Origin of the sequence: Salana multivorans, assembly GCF_003751805.1 — a bacterium.
In the GTDB taxonomy this organism is placed as follows: Bacteria; Actinomycetota; Actinomycetes; order Actinomycetales; family Beutenbergiaceae; genus Salana; species Salana multivorans.
This window is the reverse complement of sequence record NZ_RKHQ01000001.1, coordinates 1,809,733-1,822,621: the sequence shown is the minus strand read 5'-3', so window position 1 is coordinate 1,822,621 and position 12,889 is coordinate 1,809,733. Positions and strand designations below refer to the sequence as shown.

At 73.5% G+C, this 12,889-nt stretch carries 9 protein-coding genes; 2 read left to right on the top strand and 7 right to left on the bottom strand.

Annotated elements, in window-relative coordinates; genetic code table 11:
• Positions 1–73: 73 nt before the first annotated feature.
• Genes EDD28_RS07885 through EDD28_RS07875 form a run of 3 tightly spaced genes read right to left on the bottom strand, consistent with a single transcriptional unit; the run spans position 74 to position 4,352 of the window.
• On the bottom strand, positions 74–1,009 hold the full coding sequence (locus EDD28_RS07885) for a carbohydrate ABC transporter permease (RefSeq protein ID WP_245967963.1): 936 nt from the start codon (positions 1,007–1,009) through the stop codon (positions 74–76).
• Complete coding sequence (locus EDD28_RS07880; protein ID WP_123739102.1) at positions 1,006–1,989, bottom strand: ABC transporter permease; 984 nt, start codon at positions 1,987–1,989, stop codon at positions 1,006–1,008. The genes EDD28_RS07885 and EDD28_RS07880 overlap by 4 nt, the downstream gene beginning before the upstream one ends.
• A 20-nt stretch (positions 1,990–2,009) precedes the next feature.
• A complete protein-coding gene (locus tag EDD28_RS07875; RefSeq protein ID WP_211339138.1) occupies positions 2,010–4,352 on the bottom strand; it encodes a beta-xylosidase/alpha-l-arabinosidase in 2,343 nt (780 codons plus the stop codon).
• A gap of 197 nt (positions 4,353–4,549) precedes the next feature.
• On the opposite strand from EDD28_RS07875, the gene EDD28_RS07870 reads away from it, so the two are divergent.
• Positions 4,550–6,133, top strand: coding sequence for a serine hydrolase domain-containing protein (locus tag EDD28_RS07870; protein WP_123739100.1), 1,584 nt, complete (start codon positions 4,550–4,552; stop codon positions 6,131–6,133).
• A 66-nt stretch (positions 6,134–6,199) separates the two neighbouring features.
• Positions 6,200–8,242, top strand: coding sequence for an alpha-glucuronidase (locus tag EDD28_RS07865; protein WP_123739099.1), 2,043 nt, complete (start codon positions 6,200–6,202; stop codon positions 8,240–8,242).
• A gap of 18 nt (positions 8,243–8,260) precedes the next feature.
• Here the strand turns inward: EDD28_RS07865 and EDD28_RS07860 are convergent, their stop codons facing one another.
• Genes EDD28_RS07860 through rhaI form a run of 4 tightly spaced genes read right to left on the bottom strand, consistent with a single transcriptional unit; the run spans position 8,261 to position 12,395 of the window.
• The gene (locus EDD28_RS07860) at positions 8,261–8,608 is read right to left on the bottom strand and encodes an L-rhamnose mutarotase (RefSeq protein ID WP_123739098.1); all 348 of its coding nucleotides are present in this window, start codon (positions 8,606–8,608) and stop codon (positions 8,261–8,263) included.
• A gap of 9 nt (positions 8,609–8,617) precedes the next feature.
• On the bottom strand, positions 8,618–9,445 hold the full coding sequence (locus EDD28_RS07855) for a class II aldolase/adducin family protein (RefSeq protein WP_123739097.1): 828 nt from the start codon (positions 9,443–9,445) through the stop codon (positions 8,618–8,620).
• Positions 9,442–11,226: a rhamnulokinase gene (locus tag EDD28_RS07850; protein WP_123739096.1), complete on the bottom strand. Its 1,785-nt coding sequence runs from the start codon at positions 11,224–11,226 to the stop codon at positions 9,442–9,444. Before EDD28_RS07850 ends, EDD28_RS07855 begins: the two co-directional genes overlap by 4 nt.
• Positions 11,227–11,231: 5 nt before the next feature.
• On the bottom strand, positions 11,232–12,395 hold the full coding sequence (rhaI, locus tag EDD28_RS07845; protein ID WP_245967962.1) for an L-rhamnose isomerase: 1,164 nt from the start codon (positions 12,393–12,395) through the stop codon (positions 11,232–11,234).
• Between the last annotated feature and the right edge of the window lie 494 nt (positions 12,396–12,889).

Here is a 12,889-nt window from a genome sequence, read left to right as displayed (position 1 = left end):
TCCTTCTGTGAACGCCGTCGTTCGACGATCTGGTGGACACCGTGGTGAGGGACGCCCCGGGGGCGCGCGTCGGTCAGCCCTTGACGGAGCCGAGCATCACGCCCGAGACGAAGTACTTCTGGATGAAGGGGTAGAAGCAGATGATCGGCAGCACCGTGAGGAGCATGGTGACCGACTGGATGTTGGCGCCGATCTGCACGGCGTCGGCCCCGGCGCCGCCGGTGACCTCCTGCGCGCCCGTCGCCGCGGCGATGAGGTTGCGCAGGTAGACCGTGACCGGGAAGAGCTCCTTGCGGTCCATGTAGAGGTAGGCGCTGAACCAGGAGTTCCACAGGCCGACCGCGTAGAAGAGCGTCATCGTCGCGAGCACGGCCTTCGAGAGCGGGATGACGACGCGGCCGAAGATCCCGTAGGTGGTGAGCCCGTCGATGGCGGCGGCCTCCTCCAGCTCCGCGGGGAAGTTCTCGAAGAAGGACTTCATGACGAGCAGGTTGAAGACCGACAGCGCCCCCGGCACCACGACCGCCCACATCGAGTTGCGCCAGCCGAGGAAGTTCGCGATGAGGATGTAGTTCGGGATGAGCCCGCCGCCGAAGAACATCGTGAACACCGCGAGGCCGATGAAGAACGTCCGGCCCTTGAGGCGGGGCCGGCTGATGGCGTACGCGTAGGTCGTCGTCAGCAGCATCGCGATGATGGTCCCGACGACCGTGTAGACGAGCGTGTTCTTGTAGTTCGTCCAGAACATCGGGTCGCCCATGACGGCCTGGAACGTCGTGGTGTTGAACCCGCGCGGCCACAGGTTCACCTGGCCGGCGGCGATGTAGCCCTCCGAGGAGAACGCCTTGGCGACGAGGTTGACGAACGGGTAGAGCGTCACGACGCAGACGAGGAGCAGGACGGCGACGTTGACCACGCGGAACGCGCGGTAGCCGGGGGTGTCCCTGACGGCGCCGCCCTGGGTCCGGACGGCCGCGATGTCCGGCGCGACGGCGAGGGGATCGGTCACCACAGCGATGCTCCAACCATCTTGCGCGAGAAGAAGTTCGCGGAGAGGACGAGGGTCAGGCCGATGAGCGCCTCGAACAGGCCGATCGCGGTCCCGTAGGAGAACTGCGCCGACTGGATGCCGACGCGGTAGAGGTACGTCGAGATGACGTCGCCGGTGGAGTAGATGAGCGGGTTCTGCAGGAGCAGCACCTTCTCGAACCCGACCGCCATGAAGGACCCGATGTTGAGGATGAGCAGCACCATCATGGTCGGGCGGATGCCGGGCAGGGTGATGTGCCAGGTCTGCTTCCACCGGTTGGCGCCGTCGATCCGGGCGGCCTCGTAGAGCTGCTCGTCGACGGTGGTGAGCGCGGCCAGGTAGAGGATGGTCCCCCAGCCGACCGTCTGCCACACCTCGGAGGACACGTAGATCGTCCGGAACCACTCGGGCAGCTGCATGAACGGGATCGCGTCCCCGCCGACCGCCCGGATGATCTGGTTGACCGTCCCGTCGATCGACGTGAGCTGGAAGACGATGCCGACGACGATGACGATCGACATGAAGTGCGGCAGGTAGGAGACCGTCTGGACGATCCGCTTGAACCGCCGCGACCGCAGCTCGTTGAGCAGCAGGGCGAGCACGATCGGCAGCGGGAAGCAGACGAGGAGCGACAGCCCGCCGAGGATGACGGTGTTCCAGAACACCTGCCAGAACTGCTGGTTGTGGATGAACTGCTCGAAGTAGTACAGCCCGACCCACTCGTCCCCGAAGATCGACCCGCCGGGGCGGAACCGGCGGAACGCGATGACGTTCCCCGCCATCGGCAGGTACCGGAAGATCAGGAGGAAGACGAGGGGGACGACGAGGAACGTGTAGAGCCGCCAGTCACGGCGCAGGGCGCTGCCCCAGCCGTTCTTGCGCGCTCGGTCGACATCGACCGACCGCGCCGTTCGAGCCGCTCGCGCCGTGCGCGCGGGCGGATCCTCCGTTGTGGTCATGCGGGACTCACCTCCTTGTGTCATGCCCGCGCGCCGAGGTCGGCATCGACCGCGACGGCGGAGGTGGACAGGTGGCGCCGGTCGAACCCGACCCGGCGCTCGGGACCCACGAGAACGAGTGGGATCGCGTGGTGGACGTCGGCGGCGGACCGAGCCACACGCAGCTCGACCTCCCCCGGCTCCACGATGCGGTGCCCCGCGAGCCCCGGGAAGGACGCGACGTCGGCGGGGACCGTGAACGTGACGCGGGCGCGCTCGCCGGGGGCGAGCGTCACGCGCCGGTACCCGACGAGCCGGACGTCGGGTCGGGTGACCTGGGCGACCGGATCGTGCAGGTAGAGCTGGACGACGTCGGCGGCCTCGCGCTCGGTCTCGTTCGCGAGCTCGACGCCGACCTCGACGTCGCCGGAGACCGACCACTGGATGGCCTCGCACGTCACCTCGCCCCAGGTGAGCTCGGCGTAGGACCGACCGAACCCGAACGGGAACAGGGGCGTGGGGTCGAGGTTGCTGACGTCGGTGCGCAGGCCGAGCGGCGGCGCGAGGTACGTGCCGGGCTGGGCGCCGGGCTCGCGCGGGACCTGCACGGGCAGGTGTCCCGACGGGTTGACGGCACCCGCGAGGACCTCGGCGATCGCCCGGCCGCCGCGCTCGCCGGGGAAGAACGTCTGGACCAGCGCCGCCCGCCCGGCGTACGCGCCGAGGGCGTAGGGACGACCGGACAGGACGACGAGGACGACGGGGGTGCCCGTGGCGAGCACCGCCTCGACCAGCGCGGCCTGCTCCCCCGGCAGCGCCAGGTCCGCGGCGTCGCACCCCTCGCCCGACGTGCCCCGGCCGAACAGCCCGGCGCGGTCGCCGACCGCCACGACGGCGACGTCCGCGTCCCGGGCCAGCTCGACGGCGCGCTCGAAGCCGTCGCGGCCGGGCGCCTGGACGTCGCAGCCGGGCGCGTGGGTCACGGGCCCGTCGTGGACGGCGGTCAGCTCGGACAGCAGCGACGGGATCTCGATGCCGAGACCGGCCTCGGGGTGGTGGACGCCGACGTGCGCCGGGAAGGAGTAGCAGCCGAGCATGGCGAACGGGTCGTCGGCGAGCGGGCCGACGACCGCGAGGCGAGCGCCCGGCGCCAGCGGGAGGACGTCGCCGGCGTCGAGCAGGACGACGGCCTCGCGGGCGAGCCGGAGCGCCAGCTCCTGGTCGGCGGGCGGGTCGAGGTCGACGACGTCCGGCGAGGCGGGCGCCCAGTCGGGGTCGAGCAGGCCGAGCTCGGCCTTCTGCCGCAGCACCCGGACGAGTGCGCGGTCGACCAGCTCCTCGCTCACGCGCCCGGCGCGGACCTCGGCCGCGAGCGGGCCGGTGTAGGCGAAGGGCGAGGGCAGCTCGACGTCGATCCCGGCGCGCAGCGCGAGGCCGGCGGCCTCGCCGTCGCTCCCCGCCACCCGCTGGAGCGTGCGGAGGAAGGCGACGGCGAAGTAGTCGGCGACCACGACGCCCTCGAAGCCCCACTGCTCGCGCAGGAGCCCGGTGAGCCGCGCCTCGTCGGCGGCCGCGGGGACCCCGTCGACCTCGGCGTAGGAGTTCATCACCGACCGCGCCCCACCCTCGCGCAACGCCATCTCGAACGGCGGGTAGAACACCTCCGCCAGCTCCCTCGGCCCCGCCGAGACCGGCGCATGGTTACGCCCCGCCCGCGACCCCGAGTAGCCCGCAAAGTGCTTGAGCGTCGCCACGACGCCGGTGCTCTCCAGCCCGTGCACGTAGGCCGAGGCGATGGTCGCGACGAGGTGGGGGTCCTCGCCGATCGTCTCCTCCACGCGCCCCCACCGGTAGTCGCGCACGACGTCGAGGACGGGCGCGAGCCCCTGGTGCACCCCGACCGAGCGCATCGCCCGACCGATCCGTGCCGCCATGTCCTCGACCAGCTCGGGGTCGAACGTCGCGCCCCAGGACAGCGGGATCGGGTACGCCGTCGCGCCCCAGGCGGCGAACCCGGCCAGACACTCCTCGTGCACCTGCGCCGGGATGCCGAACCGGCTGGCGGCCCGGACGGACTCCTGCGCCCGGGCGAGCGAGCGGGCGCCGAGGACGGGGTCGACGGGGGCGGTGCCGAACGGGCGGGTGAGCTGCCCCAGACCGTCGACGATCGCGTCGCCGAAGGACGGGCCGTTCTCCGTCATGTCACCCTGGTGGGGTGCGACGTCCTCACCGGAGGCATCCGCCCCGACCCACAGGCCGACGAGCTGCGCGAGCTTCTCCTCCAGCGTCATCGCCGCGACGAGCGCGCGGGCGCGCTGGTCGGGCGTGGCCGTGACGTCGTGCCACGGCCCGGTCACGAACCCGGGGGCTCGTTCCTCGTCCATCATCCTGCCGTCCACTCCCTCGTGGGTCGAAAGTATCGACGTAGTTTCGCTACCTGCTGATTTCGGAGGTTAGGGAACTAGTATGTAAGTTGTCAAGGGGCCGACACGGCCTGCAAGATCACGGCTAGATCACGATTCCGACCGCGACGCGCCGCCGCGCATCGCCGGACCGATAGTTTCGAGAGAGTGGAACCGTCATGGACGACGACCCCATCGCCACCCCCGCCATCGCACTGCGCAAGCTCGCCGCGGACCTCGGTCCGGCCGGCCTCGACCCGCACGCGCTCCTCGTCCTGCACCGCGGCCGCGAGCTGCTGCGGGGGTCCTGGGCCCCGTACCGGATCGACCGTCCGGCGCTCGTCTACTCGGTGTCGAAGACGTTCACGTCGCTCGCCATCGGCTGCCTCGTGGCCGACGGGCTGGTCGACGTCGACGCCCCCGTCGACACCTACCTCGACGCCCCCAACCCGTACGGCTGGACGGTGCGCGACCTGCTCACCATGAGCACCGGCCACTCGCGCGAGCAGACCCTCGACCTGCCGTTCGACGCGCGCGCGTTCCTCGCGACGGCGCCGGAGCTGCCGCGCGGCACGTTCGCCTACAACTCCCCCGCGAGCTTCCTGCTCGGCGCGATCGTCCGGGCGGTCACGGGCGGCGAGCTCACCGACCTGCTGCGACCGCGCGTCCTCGACCCGGTGGGGGTCGAACCGGTCTGGTGGCGCACGCTCGGTGGCGTGCAGCAGGGGTTCTCCGGACTGCACGTCCGCGCGACCGACCTCGCCCGGATCGGCCGCCTGCTGCTCGGCGACGGCGTGTGGGACGGGCGAGAGCTGCTGTCCGCCGACTACCTGGCGGAGCTGCGCCGGGCGCAGGTGCCGACGGTCGAGCCGGCCGCCGACGCGCAGAACGCGGACCTCGATCTCGGCGGCGAGCCGGACACCCACGACGACGACTGGGCGCTCGGCTACGGCTTCCAGGTCTGGCGCAGCCGGCACGGGTACCGGCTCGACGGCGCGTACGGGCAGTTCGTGCTCGTCGTCCCCGACCGCGACCTCGTCATCTCCTACCAGGGGGCGACCACGACGACGCAGGCGACGCTCGACCTGCTCTGGCGGTTCGTCGAGTCCGTCCCGGTGACGGGCGACGCGCCGGGCCCCGAGCGGGGGGCTGGCGACGCCACGGGCGACGCGCCGCGCGACGCGGCGGGCGAGGCGCCGCGCGACGCGGCGCAGGGCGCCGAGCCCCCGCTCGTGCTCGCGCTCGACTCGTGGGCGGACCGGGACGCGCTGACGTTCCCGGCCGACGGTGCGCTCGACGTCACCGGCTGGACGCTCACCGACCTCGCCGAGGGGGGCGGGGCCGAGGGGGGCGCCGACGCCGTCTGGGAGCTCGCGCTGCCGGCCGCCGGGCACGCCGCGGCGCGGGTCCGCGTGCCCGCCGACCGGTGGGCGCACACGGTCGTCGGGGCCGCCGCCGGACCGGACGCCGATGGCGTCGGCGCGGCGGGTGCCGCCCAGGGGGCCGAGGGTCCGGCGACCCGGGCGAGCGCGACGCCGGGCGCCGCGGCCGACAGCCTCGCGCTGGCGGTGCGGGGCGAGCGGCGAGCTGACGGCTCGGTCCGCGTCCACGTCGTCGTGCCGACGACGCCGCACCGGATCGTCCTCGAGCGCGGCGCCGCCGGCGACCTCACCGCGAGCTGGCACACGGCGCCGCTGTGGCGACCCGAGCTCGCCACGCTGCTCACGCCGCGCTGGCTCTCCGATGGCGCCGCCCCGGCGTGAGCCCGACCGACCCCCACACCGAGCACGACCCACCCGCACCGCGAGTTCGACCGAGGAGCACGTCCCGTGAGTTCCACCCCGTCCCGTGTCCACCCCGCCTGGCTGCCGCCCGAGGCGCTGGCGCCCCTGACGTCCGGCACGGCCGCCGTCGTCGGGGACGGGCCCTGCCTCGACACCGCGCGCCGCGAGCTCGCCGGCGCCCGGCCGGCGCCGGCGCGGGAGGCGGACGTCGTCGTCGCCACCGGCGACGCCTGCGCCGACGACCTCGGCCTGGCCGAGCTGCCCGCGCCGCCGCCGCGGGGCGCCGTCACCGTCCGGACCGGCGGGCGGCTCGTCGTCGTCGGTCACGACGGCGCCGCGGCGCTGCGCGGCCTGTACGCCGCGGCGCGGACGGCGGCGCGCGCCCGGCTCGCGGGCCGGAGCACGCCGGACGGGGTGAGCATCGACGCGCCGGAACAGCCGCGGCGGATGCTGGACCACTGGGACAACATGGAGGTCCACCCCGTCATGGGGCAGGTCGAGCGCGGCTACGCCGGCGGCTCGCTCTTCTTCGAGGCTGGCCGCGTCCGCGACGACCTCGCCCGCGTGCACGAGTACGCCCGGCTGCTCGCCTCGATCGGGATCGACGCGGTCGCGGTGAACAACGTCAACGTGCACGAGCGCGAGGCGCACCTGCTCACGGACGACCTCGCGGACGTCGCCCGCCTGGCCGACGTGTTCCGCGCCTACGGCATGGTCACCTACCTGTCGGTGTCGTTCGGCTCGCCCCGGCTGCTCGGTCACCTGGCGACGAACGACCCGCTGGACGAGGACGTGCGGGCGTGGTGGCGGCAGGCGACCGACCGCGTCTACGCGACCATCCCGGACTTCGGCGGCTACGTCGTCAAGGCGGACTCCGAGGGACAGCCGGGGCCGTTCGCCTACGGCCGCACGCACGCCGACGGCGCGAACCTGCTCGCCGAGGCGCTGCGTCCGCACGGCGGCACCGTCGTGTGGCGGGCCTTCGTCTACGACCACCGGCAGGACTGGCGGGACCGCTCGACCGACCGGGCCCGCGCGGCCCACGACCACTTCGCCCCGCTCGACGGCCGGTTCGCCGAGAACGTCGTCCTCCAGGTCAAGCACGGTCCGATGGACTTCCAGGTCCGGGAGCCGGTCTCGCCGGTCATCGCGGCGATGCCCCGCACGCGGGTCGCGGTCGAGCTCCAGGTCACGCAGGAGTACACCGGGCAGCAGCGCCACGTCGCCTATCTCGCACCGGCCTGGCGGGAGTACCTGGGCTTCCGGCTCGACGGAGAGCACACCGTCGCCCAGCTCGCGGCGGGCGAGACCTCCCCGGACCGGCCGCAGCCGGCCGGCGGCCTCGCGGCGGTGTCGAACGTCGGGACGGACGCGTTCTGGACCGGGCACCCCCTCGCGCAGGCGAACCTCTACGCGTTCGGGCGGCTGGCCTGGGACTCCTCGCTCACGGCGGAGGAGATCCTCGACGAGTGGGTCGCGCTCACGTTCGCGGGCGCCGACGACGCCGCGCTCACCCGGATCGCCGCGGCGCTGCACGCGATGATGGACGACTCGCTCGCGCGGTACGAGGCGTACACGGCTCCGCTCGGGATCGGCTTCATGGTGACGCCGGGCGTCCACTACGGGCCGTCGGTCGAGGGGTACGAGTACTCGCCGTGGGGGACCTACCACTTCGCCGACCGCGACGGGATCGGCGTCGACCGGACCGTCGCGACCGGGACCGGGTACACCGGCCAGTACCCGTCACCGTGGCGCGAGACGTACGAGTCGCTCGAGACCTGCCCGGACGAGCTGCTGCTGTTCTTCCACCACGTCCCCTACACGCACGTGCTGCACTCCGGGAGCACGGTCGTGCAGCACGTCTACGACTCGCGCGCCGACGCCGTCGAGCAGCTCGACGACGTCGAGGGCGCGTGGGCGTCGCTCGCCGACCTCGTCGGGACGGCCGTCCCCGAGGCGTACGACGCGCGGGTCCGCGAGCGCCTGGCCGAGCAGCGGCGCAGCGCGGTGGAGTGGCGCGACCAGCTCCGCACGTACTTCCACCGGGCCTCCGGCATCCCGGACGCGACGGGGCGCGCGATCTACTGAGGCGCGGGCGCGGCGCCGTCAGACCCCCGACTCGTCAGCTGCGGCGAGCTGCTCCTCGAGGTTGAACACCTCGGGCAGGTAGACGAACTCCTCGTCGGGGCTCCCGTCGCCGACGAACAGCCGGGCCATCTCGGCCTGCCAGCGCGCGTTCACCTCGGTCGCGGCCATCGCGGCCTGGGCGGCCTCCCGGTCCTGCGCCTCGAACTGCCCGACGAGCAGCCCGTCGTCGGACAGGAACAGGGAGTAGTGGCGCCAGCCCGCGTCACGCAGGGCGCGGAGCATCTCGGGCCAGACGGCGGCGTGCCGCTCCCGGTACGCCGCGAGGTGCTCGGGCGCGACCCGCGAGACGAAGCAGTAGCGAGGCATCCCGGCTCCTCAGACCCAGGGCGAGTCGATGTCGAACTCGCGCGCGACGGAGGCGATCTCCTCGCGCGTGAGCCCCTCGGCCAGACGTCCGGCGGCGAGGTCCATGTACTCGTACTTCGCGCCGGTCTCGGCGTACTCGATCCGGTCGACGGCCCGCGTCACCGACAGGTCCGACCGCGCCATGACGCCGTGCTTGCCCCAGAGCGTGATCTCGCGCTCGCGCAGGCCCGCGACGTTCGCCGCCATCATCTGCTCCGAGCCGGGGATGTAGAACGGCAGCACCTCGACGCCCTGGGAGAGCGAGACGATCGACTCCGGCTCCCAGCGCAGGATGTGCCGGTTGAGGTACTCGGTGTCCTGGTAGGCCGGGATGTGCGAGAGGTAGGTGAGGTGCGGCGGCTGCGCGTGGACCACGGCCTGGAACGCGACGCCCCGACGCGCGACCTGGTCCTCGTGCACGCCGAGGTGGGAGTTGAACTCGCTGGTCAGCCGCTCGAACAGCCGCTTCGGGGAGGTGTACATCGTGGCGTGCAGGCCGTCGTCGTGCACCTTGACGGCGGCGACGCAGGCCTCGGGGTCGGCGACGATCTGCCGCAGCCGCCGGCCGGAGCCGGTGACGAGCAGCGTCCCGCCGACGAGGTGCGGGGCCGCCAGCGGCAGCTCGATCTCCTCGGCGATCGGGAACCGGCGGCGCACCTCGGTGTCCCAGCCGAGGTAGACGGAGATGTTGCCGGCGCCGGCCTCGGCCGCGTCGATCTCGCTGATCCGGGCACCGGCCTCGCCCATGCTGTCGAGGGTCTCCCCGAGGCTGGGGCGGATCGGGTGGTCGTCGTTCATGGTCGCTCCTGGGTGGTCGCGGACGGGTGACGCCCGCGGGATGGCCGCGGGTCGTCGATCGGGTCGGTGGGGGCGCCGCCGTGCGCCCGGGTCTCGGCGTCGTCCCACGCCGCGGCGCCGGCGCCGCCGGTCGCGCCGGGGGTGAACGTGACGAGCGTGGTCGAGCGCTCGACGACGCGGCGCAGGTCGGCCAGCGTCCCCGCCAGGAGTCCGGCGGCGCGCGCCTGGACGAGGACGTTGCCCAGCGCCGCGCCCTCGGCGGGGCCGGCGACGACGGGCACGCCGAGCGCGTCGGCCGCGAGCTGCATGAGGTCCGCGTTGTGCACGCCGCCGCCGACCACGTGGACGACGTCGACCTCGCGCCCGGCCAGCGTCCCGACCTCGCGGACGCTGCGCCGGTAGGCGAGCGCGAGCGAGTCGAGGATGCACCGCACGACCTCGCCGACGTCGGACGGGACGGGCTGACCCGTCGCACGGGCGAGCACGGCGAGGCGGCCCGGCATGTCGCCGGGCGGCAGGAGGGTGGCGTCGTCGATGTCGACGACGGTCCGCAGGGGCCGCACCGCGCGGGCCGCGGCGAGGGCGTCGGCGAGCTGGACGGGCTCGCCGACGCTCGCGTACCAGCGCAGCGCCTCGGACAGGACCCACAGGCCCATGACGTTCTTGAGGTAGCGGACCGTGCCGTCGACGCCCGCCTCGTTCGTCACGTTCGCGGCGCGCGAGGCCTCGGTCAGGACGGGCTCGGGCAGCTCCAGCCCGACGAGCGACCAGGTGCCGCACGAGACGTAGGCGGCGCTCGGCGTGCTGAGCGGGACGGCGACGACGGCGGAGGCCGTGTCGTGCGAGCCGACCGTCCAGACGGGCAGCGTCGCCTGCCGCTCGAGCCCGAGCCGCGCCGCGATCGCCGGGCGGACCGCACCGAGGAGCTCGCCGGGTGCCACGAGGTCGGGCAGCAGGTCCGACGGCAGGCCGAACCGGGCGAGGAGGTCCGTCGACCAGGTCCGGGTGGCGGCGTCCAGCAGCCCGGTGGTCGAGGCGTTGGTGAGCTCCGCGCGCTCGACGCCGGTGAGCCAGGCGCCGAGAAGATCGGGCAGGAGGAGGACGCGAGCGCCACCGGCGGGGGTGCCGGCCGGGTGGCCGCCGCCGGTGGCGTCGCTGATCGGGGGGCGGGCGGTCGGCGCCGCGGCGCCCCCGTCCGTCGGGGTGCTCGCGACGCGGGTCGCGACGACGGGGTCGGCGAGGAGCTGGAACGCCGTGGTGAACGGCTGGACCTGGAGCCCGTTGACGGCGTACTGGTCGGGGGCCGGAACGCGGTCGAAGACGCGCGCGAGCACGGGCGTCGTGCGGGCGTCGCGGTAGCAGACGGGGGCGGCGAGGAGCCGCCCGGCGTCGTCGACGATCCCGTAGTCGACAGCCCAGGAGTCGATCCCGACGCCGGCGAGCCGGCCGAACCGGGCGACCGCGTCGCGCAGCCCGTCGAGGATGCCGCGCCACAGCGCCGGGAGGTCCCAGGTGAGGACCTCCGGGCCGTCGCCGCGGGTCGGCGGGAGGAGGACGGGCTCGTTCGCGAACCGCGCGACCTCGGTCAGCTCGACGCGCTCGCTCCCCGGCCCGCCCGTGACCTCGCCGACGATGACGCGACCGGACGTCGCGCCGAGGTCGACGGCGGCGAAGGCGCGGCAGGTCGGGGCGGGTGCGGCGGACGGGGCCGTCGGGCCCGGTGGGTCGGTCGGGCCCGGTGGGTCGGGATCGGCGGGGCGGTCGGTGGAGCCGTCGGACATGGGGGTCAGGCGCCCCAGCTCGCCTGCTGGCCGCCGACCCGCTCGGCCGCGATCCGCTCGGCGTAGCCGGAGGCGGCGTAGGCGCGCATCGGGTCGGGGTCGAGGCCCTTCTCCTCGCGGACCTGCGCGACGAGCGGGCGCACGTCGGTGGCGTAGGCGTCCATGAGGATCGCGTTGGCCCCGAGGACGTCACCGGCGACCTGCGCGTCGGCGAGGGCGTCGGCGTCGACGAGGAGCGCCTTGGCCGTCGCCTCCTGGACGTTCATGATCGACCGGATCTGGCCGGGGATCTTGTCCTCGATGTTGTGGCACTGGTCGAGCATGAAGTTGACGCCGACCGCGGGGTCGAGGGCGCCGGCCTGGACGATCTCGTGCATGATCCGGAAGAGCTGGAACGGGTCGGCGGCGCCGACGATGAGGTCGTCGTCCGCGTAGAAGCGGGAGTTGAAGTCGAACGCGCCGAGCCGGTCGAGCCGCAGGAGCTGCGCGACGATGAACTCGATGTTGGTGCCGGGGGCGTGGTGGCCCGTGTCGAGCACGACCATGGCCTGGTCGCCGAGCTCGAGGCAGTGGACGAGGGACGTGCCCCAGTCCGGGACGTCCGTCGTGTAGAAGTACGGCTCGAAGAACTTGTACTCCAGGAGGAGCCGCTCGTCCGGGCGCAGGGCGGCGTAGATCTCGGCGAGGCCGTCGGCAAGCCGGTCCTGCCGCGCGCGGATCGAGTCCTGGCCCGGGTAGTTGGTGCCGTCGGGCAGCCAGATCTTCAGGTCCCTCGAGCCGGTCTCGCGCATCACGTCGAGGCACTCGAGGTGGTGGGCGACGGCCTTGGCGCGGATGGCGGCGTCGGCGTTGGTGAGCGAGCCGAGGCGGTAGTCGTCGTCCTGGAAGACGTTGGAGTTGATGGTGCCGATCTCGACGCCGAGGTCGCGGGCGTACTGCGCGAGGGCGGCGAGGTCGTCGACGCGGTCCCACGGGATGTGCAGCGAGACGCGCGGGGCGGCACCGGTGAAGAGGTTGACCTGGGCGGCGTCCGCGATCTTCTCGAACGGGTCGCGAGGCGTGCCGGGCGAGCCGAACACCTTGAACCGCGTGCCGGAGTTGCCGTAGGCCCACGAGGGGACCTCGATGGCCTGGGCGGCGAGCGCGTCCTTGACGGCGTCGATATCCACGATGACGTACCTCGATCCGGGTCGGGCGGACGCTCCGCCGCGCGGGAAGCCACGCCCCGGTCGCCTGCTCGGGGGTCGAGCACTCGCCACGGGTCGGGTGTGTGTGAATCGTTTCATAGCGTACGGGTCGGCAGATTCTGGTGTCAACACGTCCCACGACTGGGCGGCGCCGGCCGGGGCGGTCTCGCCCGGCGCCGCCCCGTGGCCATCGGGGCCCCGTGGCCATCAGTGCCCCCGGTGGCCAGCAGGGCCCCCGTGGACACCAGGGCCCCGGTGGCCACCACCCGACCGCTTCACCCCCGACATCCGGCCCCACCGTGGCCACTGCGAGCCCCGCGGCCACCACCAGCGCGCCCCAACAGCCATGACCACCACCGGACCGGATCAACCCGGACACCCGGCCCCACCGTGGCCACTGCGAGCCCCGTGGCCACCACCGGACCGGATCCACGCGAACACCCGGCCCCACCGTGGCCACCACGACCCCCGTGGCC

Coding starts and splice junctions, on each gene's coding strand:
- EDD28_RS07880 (WP_123739102.1), bottom strand. CDS start 1,989: ATGACCACAACGGAGGATCCGCCCGCGCGCACGGCGCGAGCGGCTCGA.
- EDD28_RS07875 (WP_211339138.1), bottom strand. CDS start 4,352: ATGGACGAGGAACGAGCCCCCGGGTTCGTGACCGGGCCGTGGCACGAC.
- EDD28_RS07870 (WP_123739100.1), top strand. CDS start 4,550: ATGGACGACGACCCCATCGCCACCCCCGCCATCGCACTGCGCAAGCTC.
- EDD28_RS07860 (WP_123739098.1), bottom strand. CDS start 8,608: ATGCCTCGCTACTGCTTCGTCTCGCGGGTCGCGCCCGAGCACCTCGCG.
- EDD28_RS07855 (WP_123739097.1), bottom strand. CDS start 9,445: ATGAACGACGACCACCCGATCCGCCCCAGCCTCGGGGAGACCCTCGAC.
- EDD28_RS07850 (WP_123739096.1), bottom strand. CDS start 11,226: ATGTCCGACGGCTCCACCGACCGCCCCGCCGATCCCGACCCACCGGGC.